General features: G+C 39.2%; 23 protein-coding genes. 5 read left to right on the forward strand and 18 right to left on the reverse strand.

Annotated features, from left to right (window positions below; translation table 11 throughout):
• Positions 1 to 73: 73 nt before the first annotated feature.
• The 4 genes from GSM42_RS21465 to GSM42_RS17920 form a co-directional block, all read right to left on the reverse strand.
• A complete protein-coding gene (locus GSM42_RS21465; RefSeq protein WP_420821013.1) occupies positions 74 to 178 on the reverse strand; it encodes a zinc ribbon domain-containing protein in 105 nt (34 codons plus the stop codon).
• A 126-nt stretch (positions 179 to 304) separates the two neighbouring features.
• Positions 305 to 505: a hypothetical protein gene (locus GSM42_RS17910; RefSeq protein WP_160802917.1), complete on the reverse strand. Its 201-nt coding sequence runs from the start codon at positions 503 to 505 to the stop codon at positions 305 to 307.
• Positions 506 to 521: 16 nt separating this feature from the next.
• Positions 522 to 674, reverse strand: a complete 153-nt coding sequence (locus tag GSM42_RS17915; RefSeq protein ID WP_160802918.1) for a hypothetical protein — start codon at positions 672 to 674, stop codon at positions 522 to 524.
• A 606-nt stretch (positions 675 to 1,280) separates the two neighbouring features.
• Positions 1,281 to 2,618 (reverse strand): MATE family efflux transporter, encoded by a 1,338-nt coding sequence (locus tag GSM42_RS17920; protein WP_160802919.1) that lies wholly within the window; start codon positions 2,616 to 2,618, stop codon positions 1,281 to 1,283.
• 361 nt (positions 2,619 to 2,979) lie between these two features.
• Here GSM42_RS17920 and GSM42_RS17925 point away from each other — a divergent pair, with 361 nt between their 5' ends.
• On the forward strand, positions 2,980 to 3,306 hold the full coding sequence (locus GSM42_RS17925; RefSeq protein ID WP_160802920.1) for a DUF2614 family zinc ribbon-containing protein: 327 nt from the start codon (positions 2,980 to 2,982) through the stop codon (positions 3,304 to 3,306).
• A 2-nt stretch (positions 3,307 to 3,308) separates the two neighbouring features.
• On the opposite strand, the gene perR is transcribed toward GSM42_RS17925, so the two are convergent.
• The 8 genes from perR to GSM42_RS17965 form a co-directional block, all read right to left on the reverse strand.
• Positions 3,309 to 3,758, reverse strand: a complete 450-nt coding sequence (gene perR, locus GSM42_RS17930; RefSeq protein ID WP_160802921.1) for a peroxide-responsive transcriptional repressor PerR — start codon at positions 3,756 to 3,758, stop codon at positions 3,309 to 3,311.
• Positions 3,759 to 3,802: 44 nt separating this feature from the next.
• Positions 3,803 to 4,450 carry an endonuclease III gene (gene nth, locus GSM42_RS17935; protein ID WP_275402171.1) on the reverse strand — a complete coding sequence of 216 codons (648 nt, stop codon included), beginning with the start codon at positions 4,448 to 4,450 and terminating at the stop codon, positions 3,803 to 3,805.
• A 5-nt stretch (positions 4,451 to 4,455) separates the two neighbouring features.
• Positions 4,456 to 5,241, reverse strand: a complete 786-nt coding sequence (locus GSM42_RS17940; protein ID WP_160802922.1) for a class I SAM-dependent methyltransferase — start codon at positions 5,239 to 5,241, stop codon at positions 4,456 to 4,458.
• 24 nt (positions 5,242 to 5,265) lie between these two features.
• The gene (gene bcp / locus GSM42_RS17945; RefSeq protein ID WP_160802923.1) at positions 5,266 to 5,733 is read right to left on the reverse strand and encodes a thioredoxin-dependent thiol peroxidase; all 468 of its coding nucleotides are present in this window, start codon (positions 5,731 to 5,733) and stop codon (positions 5,266 to 5,268) included.
• Between the two features lie 327 nt (positions 5,734 to 6,060).
• Positions 6,061 to 6,297 (reverse strand): hypothetical protein, encoded by a 237-nt coding sequence (locus GSM42_RS17950; protein WP_160802924.1) that lies wholly within the window; start codon positions 6,295 to 6,297, stop codon positions 6,061 to 6,063.
• A gap of 149 nt (positions 6,298 to 6,446) precedes the next feature.
• On the reverse strand, positions 6,447 to 6,695 hold the full coding sequence (locus GSM42_RS17955) for a hypothetical protein (protein WP_160802925.1): 249 nt from the start codon (positions 6,693 to 6,695) through the stop codon (positions 6,447 to 6,449).
• Positions 6,695 to 6,913 carry a spore germination protein gene (locus GSM42_RS17960; protein WP_160802926.1) on the reverse strand — a complete coding sequence of 73 codons (219 nt, stop codon included), beginning with the start codon at positions 6,911 to 6,913 and terminating at the stop codon, positions 6,695 to 6,697. Before GSM42_RS17960 ends, GSM42_RS17955 begins: the two co-directional genes overlap by 1 nt.
• 15 nt (positions 6,914 to 6,928) lie before the next feature.
• On the reverse strand, positions 6,929 to 7,318 hold the full coding sequence (locus GSM42_RS17965) for an Hsp20/alpha crystallin family protein (protein ID WP_160802927.1): 390 nt from the start codon (positions 7,316 to 7,318) through the stop codon (positions 6,929 to 6,931).
• Between the two features lie 106 nt (positions 7,319 to 7,424).
• Here GSM42_RS17965 and gerPC point away from each other — a divergent pair, with 106 nt between their 5' ends.
• Positions 7,425 to 7,793, forward strand: coding sequence for a spore germination protein GerPC (gerPC, locus tag GSM42_RS17970; protein WP_160802928.1), 369 nt, complete (start codon positions 7,425 to 7,427; stop codon positions 7,791 to 7,793).
• On the opposite strand, the gene GSM42_RS17975 is transcribed toward gerPC, so the two are convergent.
• The 3 genes from GSM42_RS17975 to GSM42_RS17985 are packed head-to-tail and all read right to left on the reverse strand — an operon-like array spanning position 7,705 to position 10,286.
• Positions 7,705 to 8,490, reverse strand: coding sequence for an ABC transporter permease (locus tag GSM42_RS17975; RefSeq protein ID WP_160802929.1), 786 nt, complete (start codon positions 8,488 to 8,490; stop codon positions 7,705 to 7,707). The genes gerPC and GSM42_RS17975 overlap by 89 nt on opposite strands.
• A 1-nt stretch (position 8,491) precedes the next feature.
• The gene (locus GSM42_RS17980; protein ID WP_160802986.1) at positions 8,492 to 9,283 is read right to left on the reverse strand and encodes an ABC transporter permease; all 792 of its coding nucleotides are present in this window, start codon (positions 9,281 to 9,283) and stop codon (positions 8,492 to 8,494) included.
• A gap of 7 nt (positions 9,284 to 9,290) precedes the next feature.
• The gene (locus GSM42_RS17985; RefSeq protein WP_160802930.1) at positions 9,291 to 10,286 is read right to left on the reverse strand and encodes an ABC transporter ATP-binding protein; all 996 of its coding nucleotides are present in this window, start codon (positions 10,284 to 10,286) and stop codon (positions 9,291 to 9,293) included.
• 268 nt (positions 10,287 to 10,554) lie between these two features.
• Here GSM42_RS17985 and GSM42_RS17990 point away from each other — a divergent pair, with 268 nt between their 5' ends.
• Both GSM42_RS17990 and GSM42_RS17995 read left to right on the forward strand, forming a co-directional pair.
• Entirely contained in the window at positions 10,555 to 10,833 is a 279-nt protein-coding gene (locus tag GSM42_RS17990) for a hypothetical protein (protein WP_160802931.1), read from the forward strand.
• A gap of 137 nt (positions 10,834 to 10,970) precedes the next feature.
• Entirely contained in the window at positions 10,971 to 11,267 is a 297-nt protein-coding gene (locus GSM42_RS17995) for a hypothetical protein (protein ID WP_160802932.1), read from the forward strand.
• Between the two features lie 137 nt (positions 11,268 to 11,404).
• On the opposite strand, the gene GSM42_RS18000 is transcribed toward GSM42_RS17995, so the two are convergent.
• From GSM42_RS18000 to GSM42_RS18010, 3 genes are read right to left on the reverse strand one after another with little or no spacing between them, the layout of a single operon-like run.
• Positions 11,405 to 12,163, reverse strand: coding sequence for a sporulation protein (locus GSM42_RS18000; RefSeq protein WP_160802933.1), 759 nt, complete (start codon positions 12,161 to 12,163; stop codon positions 11,405 to 11,407).
• Between the two features lie 13 nt (positions 12,164 to 12,176).
• Positions 12,177 to 12,920 carry a sporulation protein gene (locus tag GSM42_RS18005; RefSeq protein WP_160802934.1) on the reverse strand — a complete coding sequence of 248 codons (744 nt, stop codon included), beginning with the start codon at positions 12,918 to 12,920 and terminating at the stop codon, positions 12,177 to 12,179.
• 44 nt (positions 12,921 to 12,964) lie between these two features.
• Positions 12,965 to 15,997: a hypothetical protein gene (locus GSM42_RS18010; RefSeq protein ID WP_160802935.1), complete on the reverse strand. Its 3,033-nt coding sequence runs from the start codon at positions 15,995 to 15,997 to the stop codon at positions 12,965 to 12,967.
• 329 nt (positions 15,998 to 16,326) lie between these two features.
• Here GSM42_RS18010 and GSM42_RS18015 point away from each other — a divergent pair, with 329 nt between their 5' ends.
• Positions 16,327 to 16,605, forward strand: coding sequence for a hypothetical protein (locus tag GSM42_RS18015; protein WP_160802936.1), 279 nt, complete (start codon positions 16,327 to 16,329; stop codon positions 16,603 to 16,605).
• Positions 16,606 to 16,775: the final 170 nt, after the last annotated feature.

Here is a 16,775-nt window from a genome sequence, read left to right on the forward strand (position 1 = left end):
AAAAAAGTCTTTCCCGATGTTATCTGTACTATTCATATGAACCTCTCCCACTTATAGAAGTGGGAGTTTCTTGCTAATTCTCCTTGCAGACAGGACATGTATGACTGGTGTAAAACTCCTTTACTCCATGTAAGCGAATCCCTTGTATCTCCAGCTTATACGCTAAATAAGCATGCACTTTTCCAAAGGACCAATTCAACAAACGCTGTGCTTGTTTTCGACTCGCCTTCTTTTTCTTTCGTGTATGTCGCTGTACGCCATCGGATCCACCGAGGTGTACATCCGAAACTTCTTGCGCTAAGTATCAATCGACGAATTGCTTCGTTGTCTGGTGCAACGCATCGCGCAATTGTCGTTTCGATTCCGTACGAATAAATTGTTTCACCTTTTGATATCGCTTCCAATTACGCAATCCTTTTTTACATTTCGCTAATAAACGCGAAATGGCAGCCAATTTTTTATTGCGCAAACGGTGAATCGAGCGCACTTTACGTCCTGTGATCACGACTGCATCCCCTTTTTCACAAAAAGGCAGAAATCTCCCCCGAATCGACCTTGACTGCTCGCTGTTGCTGATATGGCTCAGCTGTAATACTGTCTTCATAGGTAACCGAAAGATAAAGTTCGTTTTCTCTTTGATCAACGCCTTCCGGCAAATTGCGCGTACGTATCACAATCGACTTTTCCCGTTTCCCATCATGACTCCCCATACTCAGCGCGATTTTGCCATCCGCATGGATTACAAATCCATCTTTTGCCCATTTGGTATTGAAGTGTTGTTTTTGCCAATAAGGATAACATATCCCTTTGACTTTTTTGCGCAGCGCTTGTCATGCACTTTCTCGTGCGAAAAGATATGTATGGCAAACGACTTGCGTCGATTGGCTATACAAATGAAATTGTCGCTTGGTGGCACGTTGCAATTGGGTTTTGGAGATTCACTTTCCGCCATGATTCAGCCCAAAATATTTCGCGATTTGTACGCAATCTAGGTCGCTGGTAGATGCGCGAAACGGCACTTTTTTACTGCGTATCATCATCTTCACCTCCTCGCTACATACAGGAACAAACGATCTGGATACTGAATATACCAAAAAAAGAGAATAAATAATAAAAACCAAAGATTGTCAAACTTTCGATTGGCACTCCGTTTTGGGTGCCAGATCTCGTCTGAAGCACCATTCATCTCACCGCTTGTAAAAGCGGGAGGATTCTGTCGCCTATTTGTTAAAAATTTCTGCACCCCTCCTACAAGCGTAGATGGGGTGCTTTGATTTCTATTACTTTTCGATTAGCAGGTACTCAACCACCCTAAACGGCTTTTGCTTTGGAGTCATTTGCCACCACCTCTGGGAATAGAAGCACCATCCCACACGAAGGCAGACAAGCAAGCCTGGCTTAAATGGTTTAGGCACCCACCGATCAGTATAGAAATACCATCCCAACAGGATGATTTTCATCAGCGTTGCCACTATTTGAAGTGAGGAAACCCAGATCAAGTCCATCTCTTTCCCCCAGAAGAGAAGGGTAACGCCCCACGATCCATTCACCACCAAAGCACTGGTCGAAATGATCTGTTTCGACTTTACCTGCCTTAGAGAATGTGTCAGGATCTGATGAGTTTGATTGAGCCCATGGGCAAACACGAGAAACAAGAGCCACATCTGCGTCATCTCTACAAGACTCTTGTCGTCCGTAAAGAACAATGTAGTCACCCATGGACCAATGAGATAAGTTCCCATCAGTACAACGATACTGCTGAGTGTGCCCACTAGAAGTGTCGTCCTAGTAAAGCGGCGGATTTCTATGTAATCTTCGTCCCCATAATAATTAGAGACATAGGCACCGATCACTGGATACAACCCCGTAAAAAGCGCAAGGGGGACTAGTGTGATCTGGTTAGCGATCCGCTGAGAAGCCATCAGATCTGCTCCATGGCTTTGGAGAATATGCCAAAAGAGCGCAATACAGGCTTGGAAAGTCAGCTTGTCGAAAATCAAAGGCCAAGCTTCTTTGCATGTATGCCATTGAAAGCTCCAGTCTAGGCGTAGTTTGACGACGCGATTGGAAAATACCGGATGTCGGCGCAACATGATAGCGAGAGCAAAGACCTGAATCGCAATCGCAACTACATTTGCACATGCCACACCCCTAAGTCCGAGATCGAAAACCTTCACTGCAATAATTCCGAGCGTAAGATGGGTCAGGAGCAGACAAGATGCTGCAATCGTAACACTCTTTGTTTTTTTGAGGCTGTTAAGTGTACTTGTGAGGCTACTGGCGATCGAACTAAAAACTACGCATCCGATAATAACTTGGAAATAGGGTGCTCCTTGCACAGCTACTGCGTGCTCTGCTCCCCCAAGTTCCAAAATTTCTGTAGGAAACGCAATCGCAAGTCCACCAACCAGCAAACCCAGCATCAGACTAGAGTAGAGGGAGTTGTAGGTGATGTACTGTATCAGCACCATCCCAGGATTAATTCTTGCTTCCTCTTTTGCTTTATCGAGTACTACGCCACGACCATTTCCTGCATCCACTTTTACTTTTTCCAGACAAGCAGGCAGATTAGCTAGCTTTTCACTGGTCGACTGTCCGATATATCTACCAGTCACCATCTTGATGCCGTTTTTGTCGATGCTCACAAAGAAAAAGTAAATAATGGCAGTTGCAGCGACGCCAGAGATCGCCATCATACCTGAAGGTGCGATAAGCGCCATATTGATGAAATCTCCCAAGTCGGTCAATATTTTTGTGAAGGAAGACCACTTGGTCTTACTCAGCACTCCCATATAGGCAGGTGTCTTTCGGTGCTTCCCACGAGGGCTTTTCCTGTGCTTTCCGCGATTCATCCTATATCCTTCATTAGTTGAGAACGATTATCATTATCCATAGTATACAATAGAAAAGAAAAAAACACCTTACCTTTCTGAACTATTTTCACCTATGGTACAATAATTGCTTGTAGGAGGTCTCTTTATGCTACTTTCAGGCAAGTTAAATAAAATACGTACTTTTGCCCTGCTCTTGATTTTTTTAGGGGTAGGAGTTATGTACATTGGTTTCCTAGCGCCTAGTTGGATGCCTTTATTTTTTGCTTTGGGAATTCTGTTTGTGATGGGCAGTGTGGGAATCTATTTTTGGGTTGGTATTTTATCTACGCAATCATTACCTGTTACCTGTCCAGAATGCGGGAAACCAACCAAAGTACTTGGTCGCAAAGATCAATGCATGCACTGTAAAGCGATTTTATCAGTGGACCCAAAAGATGCACCGGAAAATAAAAAAGAAGAGCCACTGTCTTAAGACTAGTGCTCTTCTTTTTTATTTAATTCTTTTTGACACACAGGACAGGTACCATAAAATTCAAGCCGATGTGTATTCACTTGATATCCAGTCATTTCACTCGCTGATTCTTCTACTTGGGACAAGACCGGATAATCGAAATCTGTAATATGCCCGCAGTTATGACAGATAACATGATAATGATCATCCATATTGGCATCAAATCGGCTCGATGCATCACCATAGGTAAGTTCTCGAACTAAGCCAGCCTCTCGAAACAATCGCAAATTATTGTATACAGTTGCAACACTCATATTTGGGAAGTTACCAGATAAAGACTTATATATATCATCAGCAGTTGGATGATGTATGCTGGACAACAAATATTGCAGAATGGCATGCCTCTGAGGGGTCATGCGAACTCCCTGTACCTTTAAAGTTTCCACTGCCTCCATCAATCGGCCGTCCGCCATTTCCGTTCACCTCGATTATAAAAATGATTCTAACTTTAGAATAACTATTTGCTTATAATCTTGTCAATGTTTGATTGCCCATATTTGCACAAGGGCAACAGATCACAGCGTGAACATTTGGGATTTCTTGCCATGCAAAGTCTTCGACCATGCCAAATAAGTTGGTGATGAGTATCCAACCACTTTTTCTTTGCAATCTTTTTTGTCAGCTGTTTCTCTGTCTCTATTGGTGTTTCACTTTTCACTAAGGCTAACCGGTTAGAAACCCTCTGCACATGTGTATCAACCGCTAACGCTGGGATACCGAATGCGTTACTCAGCACCACACTTGCAGTTTTCCTCCCTACTCCAGGCAATGCTTCTAATGCTTCGCGTTCCATTGGAACTTGTCCATTGTATTCTTCTACTAGTATGCGACAGGTTTGATAAATATTTTTACTTTTATTACGAAACAATCCCAATCCTCTTATTTCGTTTGCTAATTGAGCTTCAGTCATGGTCAACATAACTTCTGCTGTTGGATATTTCTCAAACAAACCTTTTGTCACTTTATTTACTTGTACATCTGTAGACTGCGCAGAGAGAATTGTTGCAATTAATAGTTGAAATGGAGTGTCAAATTCGAGCTCGCAATGGGCGTCTGGATACATATTAGCTAAAGTTTCTAGTATTTTCTTTGCTGAGACTCGCAACTGTCCTACCTCCTTGCTATCTTCACTGCTTCTACAACCAATTCTTCACTAGCGGCATCAAATGGTGCATGATAAAAAGAACCATAGCGGTTTTGTATTTTAAAACCACAGACAGCTAACAAATGACTGAGCTCCGATGGAAAAGCATAACGTAGACGAATTTTTGTTTTTTGTCGATTCAATGACTCGCCACGAATATTAAATCGTTCCGTATACCTAGTGATATGAGCAATTTGATTAAAAGTGTCTAACTCCATAAAATCGTATACTTCAATCTCGTCCTCACCAGCAGGAAAAGTTCCGCGGAAAGTATATTTCCCTTCCATTTCTGTCAACTTACGTAAATGAGGAACAAAAACATGAAATGCAAACATGCCCCCTTCATCTAAATGCCGTCGTATACTTTTCAATGCACTGAGTTGATCACGAACATTGATTAACTGCAAAAATGACCGGTCAGGCATGATGACTAATGGGAAGGTTTTACCTGGGACATGAAAATTAGTGATACTAGCCTCTACCCATTTGATTTTGTGACCGAGACCTAGATCGTCTGCTTTTTTCTTTGCAATCTTTAGCTTTTCTGCACTAAAGTCTACTCCAAAAACTTCAATACCCTCTTGTGCAATCGCAATGCTACAACGACCTGTCCCACAACCTAGTTCAATAACCGGCCCGCCAATTTGCTTTGCTAATTCCACAAAATAAGTGATATCTTGATCAAAGTCATTTGTACTGCCACTGAAAAAATTGTAATAGTCGGTCATAATGGGTTCCAAATTTCTCCCCATTTAGTTCCTTCCTCTCTTCTCTATCTAGGTAAGGTTTTCTTTTATATAACTCAAAGCTTCTGCTACATGGTCCTTTACTTTCACTTTTCGAAAAATCTTTACAATTTTTCCTTCTCCATCAATGATAAAGGTTGATCGTTCAATTCCAACACCTGTTTTACCAAACATCGTCTTTTCTTTCAATACGTCATACTCTTTGCAAACAGTTTCTTCTGTATCACTTAGCAGTAAAAATGGTAGATCATATTTATCTACGAATTTACGGTGTGATGCTGCGTTATCTCTACTAACTCCGAGTATGACTGCATTTACATCTGCAAAATGCTGGTGTGCATCACGAAAATCACAAGCTTCTGTCGTACAACCTGGTGTGTTATCTTTTGGATAAAAATATAAAACTACGTTTTTCCCGCGAAAATCTGACAGGGACACCTCGGGTCCTTTATTGGAGAGCAGCGTAAAATCTGGTGCAATATCTCCTTCATTAATCATGTCGAAACACCTCCAAAACAAGCATCATATTATTTTATCATTTTGCTTGATACTCCGCTATAAGAGTACTGTTTCTCATTATGCTCGATCAAATTACATACGATTCACTTCGATTAATGAAACTAAAATAATAGTAAAGATTAAAATATTATTGGGTAAAAAAATCAAGGAAGGTTTCGTTTTTTAAAAATTAAAAAAGCCGTCTTATGACGACTCTCGTCTACTATATCTAACTAACTTCCGCATCTACACTTGGTGGCAAGTGGCTCTTTTGCATTATGTATGTTGCAGGAAGATCAAGTTCTCGACCTTCCTGCAAAGCGATTCTCACTCTGGGTGTTGAAGACCGGCCATCTTGGTCACTTCATCAAGGATTTCTATATCCTTCCTAGTAAGCGAATCCCAAGCTGGAAAAACAAAGTTGCCCAGATTTGCTTTTGCAAACTCCGCTGAGAAAATGCTCATGGCATGAAACACAGCAGCCGCATCCTTCAGTGGCCGAGATCCTTCTCTGAGTTTATTCGTGATCTCACGACATGTCTTAGGATCCAAGGATGTTGCCATGACTCCTCCAAACTAGGTCGAATCGACGTTGGAACAATTACATTATACTTTTAATTTATGAAATAGTCATTATAATTCTTGTTATCCGTCCCTCTGACTACAAAAGAAAAAGCACTTCTAACCATTTGGAAGTGCTTTTTAGAACTCTATTACGGCGGGCCTACCGGCCCAGGTCTTGGTGGGGTTATCGGAGGACGCCTGACTGGCGCCTCTGGTCTTTCTGGTTGTTCCCCACGTCTTTCTTCTTCCTTTGTAGGTGGTAGAGTCTCCTTTGGTTGTTCATACGTGTAGTTTTCAGTATGTGATTGATTTTGTGTATTAATGACTGTCCCTATGTTAAAAGAAGAACAATCCTGTAAAAGGTTTATTTTGATACAACCAATTTTTATGTGAATCATTAAATGGGCACAACCTTCGACTGATCGGCTAAATCAGGATCAATATTGATATTTCGTTCAAAATCAGCATTTCTGGAAAAATCACCCACAGGAGATGAACCACCGACTGATTTGGTGTGGCTCTCTGCCCCAACATTAATTGTGTTACCAAAGTTTACGGAGGCGGAGCTGGACACACTGTTGATTCGAAGGTTAAAAATATTGTTGATCGTTCCCACCGTCTCCTCCTCCTATCATCCAGGTTGTTTACGGTAACGTAATTCCAAAACACCTTTTTTATAACGCGCTGATGAATACTTCTGAAAAACTTTATCCCGAAGTGGTATCGTTCTTTCAAACACGCCGCGTTTTCGCTCCATCAACGAAGACTCATACGCCTCATAGGGGGATTCAAATGAGCCCTTTATCTTAAGATCTGTATCTTCTACTTGGAAGTCAACAGTATGAATATTTTCCATCCCAGGCAAGTTGATCACAACAATCACTTCATTTCGTGAGTGGTAAACATCTGCAATCGGTTCTGAGGGGGGAGAAGAACTGATTTGACCCATTTCGTTAAAAAAATCTTCTCCAAGAAAAGCTTTCGCCAACTCATGTACTTGAGAAAAATTATGTTTTTTCATGATTCTCTCCCCCTCTATCCTGTCGTTAGCCTAGTTTATGCGTCATGAGAAGAGATGGTCACTCCATATACTAAAAGAAATGACTAATTTCATGGAGGATAATCTTATGTATGACCCTTACTGGCAGTATTTTGAATACCTCAGACAAGAAATAGAGAAAATTCGTCATGAAAATGAATTATTACGAAAACAAGTAGAAGAACTAAAACCAATTAAAGTAGAAAAAATGGAATACAAAATCCAAGAGCTAAATATACAGACGTTGAGTGGAATGTTAAATCTTGGATTAAGTCTCAATGGAGATGGGGAAAACATCTCGGAACTTGCAGAGAAAATTATACAAGAGGAAGGGATTGCTATCGATTTTGGTACAAAAAAAGAGCAGGCTAATTACCCGCTCCCCGATAATGACGAATTCCCCGATTCCACAGCAGAACCGCAATCGCAAAATAAACCACACCAACCAGAGGGGTGAGATAGGCATAAAAGCGCCAATCTCCGCGATCTAGTAAATAACTCGCTGGATAAAAACCAACAAAAGCAAACGGCAGTAGCCATGTCAACACGAACTGTACGATGCGATTGTAAATGTTAACTGGATAACGACCATAGTTACTCACATTGAATACAATTGGCTGTATGTCTGTTTTGGAGTCCGTATACAAACTGATACTGGTCAGCGCAATAAATATACCTCCGTAAACCAAGACACCGCCTAAAGTAAACACGATTAACAAGATAGGATCATACCATGCCCAATACAGGTCCAATTGAGATGCACCATAACCCATTACAGCTAAACCTGTAAAAACTCCAATCAGAGATTCTGGAGTCATGGATTCCATGATGATCTGGAGGAGACTATGAACAGGTCGTGTTAATACTCTGTCCAGCTCCCCTTTGATGATATAGCGATCATTGAAACTCCATAAGTTGAAAAACGTACCAAAGATAGCCCATGGCAAAAGAAAATATCCATAAATAAAGATAACCTCTGCTTGACTCCAACCACCCAGCTGTTTGGTATGTCCAAAAACCACAACGATAAAAATCAAATTGAAGGACTGTGAGATTAAGTCTGTAATAAATTTAACGATTAAATCGAGGCGATAAGCTAATCTTGCTTTCATGTACTGTTTTAAGTATTGACCAAATATTTGAAGTTGTACCATCTCAACCACCTTGCACAATTAACGTTCTACGTGCTTTTACCCAGATTCCCCAACAAATGAAAGCTAAAATAATAGTCCAAACAAATTGAACACCGATAGCTGGCAGCCATTTATCGAAGCTCAAACCCTTGACTAAAGTATTGCTTGGAATATAACTGATAGCTTGGAATGGTAAAAAAGCAAATATTTTTTGAAGTACGGAAGGGAAGAAAGAAATGGGAATGATTAAACCAGATAAAAGATCCACCAAAAATCTTTTTGCCCATAGTATCCCTTGATTATTTAAAACAAAAAACGCAAACAGCCCTACAATTAAATTTACTTCTACATTAACAATGAAACCAAACAATAAACTAATGAGAAACTGAATCCAAACGATAGGATCAGCTGTTAGTTGAATCGGATAAATAAAAGACACAATAATCATACCCGGTACACTGAAGAGGAGTAATCGAAATAAACCTTCTCCAAACCCTTGAAACACTTTCACCATCAGATAACTGTAAGGGCGGATGATTTGAATCGCGACTGATCCATCTCGGATTTCCTCTGCTATCTCACGATCCAAGTTATTATAATAAAAAGCTCGAGCCATCCAAGATACTGCAATATAAGTTGCCATTTGAATAGCAGAAAATCCTTCTATGCTGGGTTTCCCACCATAGACAGCCTGCCATAAAAATACATAGGCTCCAATGTTGATACTGTAAATGATAATTCCACTATAATAATTAACACGGTAAGCCAACATCATCAAAAATCGAATGCGGATTACCTCTCTATACATTGCCAGCAACTTCTTAACCCTCCTGATAAATCTTCCGCACGATTTCTTCCGTTGAGACTTCTTGGATCTGCATTTCGTGAATAGGTACCCCTGAGGTTACTAGTAGAGACAATACTTCAGAAGCAGTAATGGAATTGCCTTTCAATTGTGCTGTGAATAAATTTTTATTAACTTCATTTTTGCTCCACGTAACAGGGAGAGATTCAGTCAATTGACCTAAATGAGAAAGGGAAACTTCTTGATCTAACTCCAAGTGAATCTTTTTCCCTTCACCCCATTCTTGCTTCAATCTCGTCAAATCTCCATCGTAAATAATATTACCTTTATCTAGCATAATCACTCGACTGCACAATGCTTCTATATCAGTTAGATCATGTGTGGTAAGCAATATAGTAGTTCCAAATTCTTTATTCATTTCCCGCAAAAACTGACGGATATTTTCTTTGACCAATACATCCAAGCCAATAGTGGGTTCATCTAAAAATAATAGCGAAGGTTGATGGATCAAGGAAGCAACTAACTCACAACGCATACGCTGACCTAAACTTAACTTTCGCACGGGTTGATCCAATAGCTCTCCAATGTTTAATACATCTATCATGCGATCGAGTAATTTTTGATTATCTACTCGATACACTTTTTGAAGCAAAGTAAATGATTCTTGAACCGCGATATCCCACCACAACTGACTTCGTTGTCCGAATACCACCCCGATCGTTTTCACGAACTCTTCTCGCTGATTATGGGGATCAAAGCCATTTACTTTTAAATCGCCCGAAGTAGGCTGCAAAATACCCGTCAACATTTTGATTGTGGTAGATTTCCCAGCACCATTTTCCCCTATATATCCGACCATCTCCCCTTGAGGAATGCTGATATTAACTTCATTAACGGCACGAATCGTCCGGTAATTTCGATTGAATAGATCTCGAAAAGCCCCTGATAACCCTTTCCGACTTTGATAAATTTGAAATTCTTTTGTCAATTTTTCTGCTTGTATAGCATTCATTCCTATTTCCTCCACATTAAAAACGCTCGTCTTTGAAAAAGACGAACATCAGATCACTTACTATTGTAAAGTAGATTTAACGATTCTGCAAACACGAATTTAATCACAGAATATTTAGTTATATAAATCTGACAGTTCGTCCACAATTGTCTATGCATTTCCACAGTACTGGTAGGTCATAGCTAAAATGAGATTCGTATTATATTATTTATTTGTTAGATTTCATTTTCAAATACAATGATTTGAGGCCTTCATGGGAAATATTCACATGACATACTTCCTTGATCGATCAGATGATGGAAAAGTTTCCAAAATTCATTGGCATGTAGTTGGGAACAATGAGCGTACAAAAAAGATGTCTCTTGTGATGCAAAAGGTATGGAATGGACAAGTGGATAATTCACCTGATGGGATCATCCAGTTGATTGTTGCAAATGAAACATTGCGACTTCAACTCAACCACTCACAAATGAAATCACTTAGAAATGAGCTTCAGAATACTATCCATGTACAAAACATAAACATCTGCTATGGGGGTTGTTCCTAACTCCTTACCTAGTGTACAGACAACCAAAATGATGTACACTGGGTACAAAATAAAAACACCTTACCTTATCATAAAAAACAAACATTGCGTATACTGTAGATAACAAGGAAAAACTCCTTGAAAACTGAGGAGATCACATGTCCAAGTTCGATATCCACTATCATCTGGAAACATCAGCCGAGGGGAACATCACAAAAATACATTGGCATGTTCCTGGAAAGTCCGATTTTAGCCGGATGATGTCTCGAGTGGTACAAGGGCTAATGATTCCAATCTCGATCTACCGTCCTACGACAGACGAGGGGATCATCGATCAGATTGTGCAGAGCGAAAAGAAAAAACAGAATCTTTCTTCGGATCAAGAAGCCGTATTGAAGAATGAGCTTCTGCTTGTCGCACAGAAAGGAATCTGTTTTATACAAAACTGCAAATAGCCTCAGTAAAAACACCCGATGCTGAACAATAGCATCGGGTGACTGCTTTACATAAAGGAGATACATTGGCTCTATTGGAAATCAGAATCCTCTTTCTTAGGAAACCTTTCTTCCTGAACAAGTCAACTAATTTGCTGCTATATAGATTTCAAGATCTCCTCTTTCACCCGGTGGGCAAGAAATTCTTTCCCTTGATGGATTTCCTCTAAATGAATAATAAATCTTCCCAATCTCTCATCCAATTGGAAGGCTTCTTCCATGGAGCTGAATAGATCATCTCCTTTTTTATCCAAATGCATGATTACTTCTACTTCATTTTGATGAGCAAAAAACACAAATGCAGCTCGATCTAAGTTAAATTCCATCTCAGGAGTAGGTTCACAGTGGTACATTTGTACAAATGGATGGCGAGAAAAATGGTGTTCAAAATCGAAAGATACTTTGGATAGACGTAAATGATTTAGTTCTATTGCCTCTAATATCATATCTATGTATGGATGAGGAAGTACTTCAATTCCATCAACATCGAGTGGGTCTTTGGCTAACTTTATTTCTAAACCTGTTTGTAGATAGATGGGGGCACCTGAAGTAGAAACAGGTGCATCAAAAGGCAGTTGAAAGTCAAAAGTAAACTGTCTTTCTTCTTTTGGTCCTATCGTAAATGGTTCTGTAATCAATATTTTTTCTATTAAGTACTCTGATAAATTTCCATCTAGCTCATACTGTAAGAGGAGATGGAGGTAAATCTCATCTACTTGTTGTTCCGCTTGTCCACCTAAAACATAAACTTTACCATTTACGATTTCTCCTTGCATATAAGTAGACTTCTCTAATCTCGTGTCTACTTTTGCAGAACCAACTCCAAAAGTAGCTAATGATTTCCGAAATAAATTCATATGGTGTTCTCCCCTATTTTCTCTTTAACAATGTTCTGAGTTTCTCAAATGGATTCCCTTCCGCAGGGTTTCCGTTTATTCGAAATGTGCTTTCCGGATCACGATGATTCCATTCAAATGTACTCTGTAGAGCTTGTTCTGCACGTAGGATTTCCATTTCCATTCTAAATGAAGTTGCGGTATGTGTGAATACCACCGAATACTCATCAATTACTCCATGATTCGATCCGGTAGGTCGAAATACAAAAATTTGCATAAACGGAATACCATCTTTAGGCTTTTCAACAAGCTCTAAGTTCTCGATCTTATATAAGATAAATCCTGCATCTTCTATGACTTTCAAAATATGTTGTACCAATTTTGCTGGAAGAACTGTTATTCTATCTTCGTCCTTTGGATCAACTGCAAATCTGGCATCTAAAACGGTTCTAATATAAATAGGAAAATGACCTGTAGACATTGGTAGCATATCTGGTAATGTCAACTGAAATGGTATCCTCTTGATTTCATGCTGATGAATCTCAATCGGTCCTGAAATTTGAAAAGTTTCGGCTTGATATGTTTTATTTTTCATTTCTCCTTCTAAATGGTATTCCAACATCAGTTGCAATTCAATATGACTAAAAACCTGAGTCCCGACCCCTCCTTTAATCACTACTTCACCCGTTGCAATATCACCAGGTGCATATTGGTCTCTCTCTAGATGTGTATCTACAGTAGCAGCGCCTATTCCTATACTAGACATCCAATTAAACAAGAAATAAACTCCTTTCATAAGAAAATAGGAGGGCTTTATGCCTCCTATTTCTTCTTTTTAAACAATTTTAAATACTGTTCGAACTGTTTGGCAAGTGTTGCATGCTCTGTTGTATCTTTTACTATGGGTACTTCCGTTTTTTTAGCTACAACAGGTGTTTGAGACACTTCTGATTGTTTTGGTTCGACTACTTTTTTAGCCTGCTCTTCCTGGTTCGGTTTTTCTTCTTGTTTTGGTTTTGTAGATTTATTAGCTGGTTTCTTATTTGATTGTTTTTCCTTTGGTTTCTTTTCCGGCTTTGATTTTGGATTCATCAAAGCATCTTTCTGTTCCATCTCCAAGAGTTCCTGTTCCATTTGTTGCAGCTCAAGTTCTCGTCTTTTTCTTGCTTCTTCCATCGAATTGGTTTCTTCGCTACTGCTTGAGTTTGACTCTTGTGTACTGCTTGAAACGGCAGCTGCTACTTCTTCTGTTACTCCATCTGCCCCATCTGTTGTCTTTTTCTTTCTTCTCCGTCTTCTTCGACGACGTTTCTTCTTTGGTGCATCTTCACCAGTAGCTTCTTGAGTCTCATCGGAACTCTCATCTTCTTCGGTTGAATCTTCTTGTCTTGTTTCTACCTCTGGTTTCGACTCTGTTTCGATCACTCGTTTTTCTTCTGAATCTTTCCCTACTTTTTCCGGTTTGGCAGTAACTACTTCTGATTCATGTGAAGCTTCCTCTAAATTCTTTTCTTTTGGCTCGATTACTTGCACTGAATCTTTTACTATTGTTTCTTTTGGTTTTTCTGTCTCTTTTGGTTCTTTTTCGGACTCTACTTTGTTTGGTGGCAATACTTCAGCAAAAACATTTTCAATCTCTGCATTTTCTTCTTTTGAAACTGGTTCCGTTTCTTTGAAGATGGCACTTTCGTCTACAGTATCAACAACTTGATCATTTGAATCCTTGGGGTCGTTCCATATTAGATCATCTGATTCAGAAGTTATTTCTGCTGATGATTTTTCTTCCTCAAACGTAAATTCTACTTGAGGAGTAATTTCTACTTTGTTTTCCTTTTTAGCTGATTCTTCTACCATCGAGGGATTGGCTGCTTTTGGTTTTTCAATAAGCTCTTCCTCGTTTATGGTTGCTTCTATTCGTTCTTGTTCTTCCTGCAAAGCTGCTAGTTGGGCCTTCGTACGAGAATGATATTCTTCTTCTTGTTGCTTTAATAAAGCTGCTTTTCGCTCTTCATATTCAATTAGTAATTTCGCGAGTAATACTTCTTGACGCTCTTTATATGCCTTTTCTTCCTTCTCCAATATCGCTTTTTGTTTTTCGACAAATTGTTTGCGGACCTTTGCTAGTTTTGCTTTGCGCAGCTCTTCTTTTCGTTTTCGTTCTTTGGCAAGTCTTGCTTCCTCTTGTAACTTCGCTAATTTTTGTCTTTGTTCTTCCAACAATCGCTTCTGTTCTACCTCTAATTTTCTTCTATGTTCTTCAATTAACTCCCGTTCACGACGTTCGTATTCTTCACGCATCTTTTTCAGACGCTCTTGCTGTTCCTTCTCCAACTCTTCTTGTTGTTTGTTCAGTTTCAGTACAAAAGACTGGGATAAATCTTGTCCTTCTAACTGTGCTAATGCAGGAGATACCTTAATTGTTGTTAGATTTGCATCTGGATGTGTTTTCTTTGATTCTTCTTTAATCGATTCTTCTTCTTTTGCTTGCTCTTTCTTCGTTTCTTCTACAGGCTTTTCTTCTGAAGAAATTTCCTCTACGGTTGGTTTCGACTCTTCTTTAAGCTGATCGGCTAATGGAGAAATAGTCTCTTCTGTTTTATCGGAAACAGAAGGAGCTACTTCGATTTCTCTAAAAGTTACTTGACCTTCTTCCTCATCTGCCTTTGTTGGAATTTCTGTTTGAAAAACTGGTCTCGTCTCTTTACCGATTTCACTCGCTTCGTCTTTTACACCAACTAATGGTTCTTCGAATGAGAAATCATCTTCATCCGTTTCCCAGACAGATGGATCTTCTGGTTCTATTTCTTGTTCGACAGGTTCTTGTACAATTGTTTCTTCTTTGGCTTCATCTTGAAACACAGTAGCTACAGAAGATTCTGTCTGGTCATTTGAGGGTGTATTTTCTGTTTGTTCCAAACTTTTTGTATCATCTTCTTTCACCAAGCTGCCCCTTTCCTGTATAACTACGCGTTCTTGATCTGTTTCGTTATAGAGCGATTTATGTGTTACTGTGGTAGTAGATGGTGAGAAGCTTTTTCGAATGACTGGTTCTTCAACCGTTCGATCCGCACGATGAATGGGTCTGTTAGTAGGGGTAAAATAAGTATCAGCGGAACTTTTACTTTTACTTGTTGTTGGTACTAGAAGTGTTGAATTCTCTTCTTTTTTTTCTCCCCAAAACTTTCCCAAAAGCCCACCACTCGTGTTTTTGTTTTCAAAAATTTCTACTTGCTCTAATACTGGTGGAACCTTGTACTCTTTGAATGATTTTTGAATCAATCGAGCCATTGGTCTAGATACTTTAAAATTTCGTGGTAGTTTTAAGATAGGTCCATCTAGAAATTGTCCAGATAGCATACTATAGATAAATGTTCCCCAATCTAATTTTGATTCATAAACCATTATCTGTTCTAGTCCACAAAAGAAAAGTTTCAATTCATTTTGACTATCTATGCCAACATTTCTCAAATCAAGCAATAAGTACATCGACATCGGTTTTGATCGAAGAACCGCTTCAACATGAAGCAACTCCTTAACCCATTTTACTACCTGTTCTTCTGACAATTCTTGTGTAGTGATGATCTCGCGTAGTGGTCGAATTTCCACATATGGTCGAATAAATACTAACATACCAGGTTCATCAAAAACGTCTAAATATGGGATCACTTGTGGCAATTTTAAATTACGATATTGCGATATAGCTCGAAGTGGGGCTTGTCTATTTAAACTTGCAGATTGTAAGTAGTATCTTTTGTCTTCATATACTGCAATCGCCAGTTCTCCTTGAAAGAAGGGAACAACGCTCTCTATCAAATATTTTTGTCGATATACACCGCCTACTTCAAAGAAAGCCATGCTACAACCTCCTATTCACTAGCAAAATTTGTAAAATAATATGATAAATTGATGAATAGCTTAAGGATATCATAAGAACACTTGCATTCACAATACACTGAAAGAACCGTATTTTACCATTGGATAGCAAGAAATAAATTCTTTTGATGATAGGTATGTGTAAGCACAAAAATATACAAATATTCTTATATCAAAAATAATTAATACTCTGAAGTAATTGATTTATTTGTCAGAAAACTATATGAAAAATTAACAAAATCATTACCGATGAAAAAAAGAAGTATGCCTGACACTTCAACTTGCTGAACAATGAGATTCACGCTTACAGCTTGACAGCTACGAATGCAGAGACTCTGCTTTATCTGTGTAGAGAGAAGAGCACCAGCTTCGAGGAGAGTGCATACGACATCGTCATCAAGTTACTCCGTCGGGAGAAGGATCGACACTTTTTCACTAGTCGAGTTGGAAGCAGACCGTATTCGCGAACGCATCATAATCAGTGTAAAACAGAGGAAGAGCTCAGTGCGATCATGCGGCTGAGCGACTGGTCTACACGACTCACAGAAATGGAGATGTGGGTGATTTTGTATCCCTGCATCACGGTCTGATTTACTCGCTCCTCTTGAGAAATTGATCTCAGTATGTAGACTATACTTGTCATTTGATTTTTTCAGGCGACCAGTGCTGTTTTTCCTAAAATAATTTTTTCAATCCTATCTATCTGCTGATAAAACCAAAATGTTCCATCTATTAGGATTTCTATTTTGGATAAAATGGA

The organism is Shimazuella alba (genome assembly GCF_009831235.1).
GTDB lineage: Bacteria > Bacillota > Bacilli > Thermoactinomycetales > Thermoactinomycetaceae > Shimazuella > Shimazuella alba.

What these genes read in the sequence shown, in the direction of transcription:
- GSM42_RS17940 (WP_160802922.1), bottom strand. Translation starts at nt 5,241, where the DNA reads ATGGGGAGAAATTTGGAACCCATTATGACCGACTATTACAATTTTTTC.
- GSM42_RS17925 (WP_160802920.1), top strand. Translation starts at nt 2,980, where the DNA reads ATGCTACTTTCAGGCAAGTTAAATAAAATACGTACTTTTGCCCTGCTC.
- GSM42_RS17985 (WP_160802930.1), bottom strand. Translation starts at nt 10,286, where the DNA reads ATGAATGCTATACAAGCAGAAAAATTGACAAAAGAATTTCAAATTTAT.
- GSM42_RS17995 (WP_160802932.1), top strand. Translation starts at nt 10,971, where the DNA reads ATGTCCAAGTTCGATATCCACTATCATCTGGAAACATCAGCCGAGGGG.
- perR (WP_160802921.1), bottom strand. Translation starts at nt 3,758, where the DNA reads ATGGCGGACGGCCGATTGATGGAGGCAGTGGAAACTTTAAAGGTACAG.
- GSM42_RS17965 (WP_160802927.1), bottom strand. Translation starts at nt 7,318, where the DNA reads ATGAAAAAACATAATTTTTCTCAAGTACATGAGTTGGCGAAAGCTTTT.
- GSM42_RS17920 (WP_160802919.1), bottom strand. Translation starts at nt 2,618, where the DNA reads ATGGTGACTGGTAGATATATCGGACAGTCGACCAGTGAAAAGCTAGCT.
- bcp (WP_160802923.1), bottom strand. Translation starts at nt 5,733, where the DNA reads ATGATTAATGAAGGAGATATTGCACCAGATTTTACGCTGCTCTCCAAT.
- GSM42_RS17950 (WP_160802924.1), bottom strand. Translation starts at nt 6,297, where the DNA reads ATGGCAACATCCTTGGATCCTAAGACATGTCGTGAGATCACGAATAAA.
- gerPC (WP_160802928.1), top strand. Translation starts at nt 7,425, where the DNA reads ATGTATGACCCTTACTGGCAGTATTTTGAATACCTCAGACAAGAAATA.
- GSM42_RS17955 (WP_160802925.1), bottom strand. Translation starts at nt 6,695, where the DNA reads ATGATTCACATAAAAATTGGTTGTATCAAAATAAACCTTTTACAGGAT.
- GSM42_RS17990 (WP_160802931.1), top strand. Translation starts at nt 10,555, where the DNA reads ATGACATACTTCCTTGATCGATCAGATGATGGAAAAGTTTCCAAAATT.
- GSM42_RS18000 (WP_160802933.1), bottom strand. Translation starts at nt 12,163, where the DNA reads ATGAATTTATTTCGGAAATCATTAGCTACTTTTGGAGTTGGTTCTGCA.
- GSM42_RS17975 (WP_160802929.1), bottom strand. Translation starts at nt 8,490, where the DNA reads ATGGTACAACTTCAAATATTTGGTCAATACTTAAAACAGTACATGAAA.
- GSM42_RS18010 (WP_160802935.1), bottom strand. Translation starts at nt 15,997, where the DNA reads ATGGCTTTCTTTGAAGTAGGCGGTGTATATCGACAAAAATATTTGATA.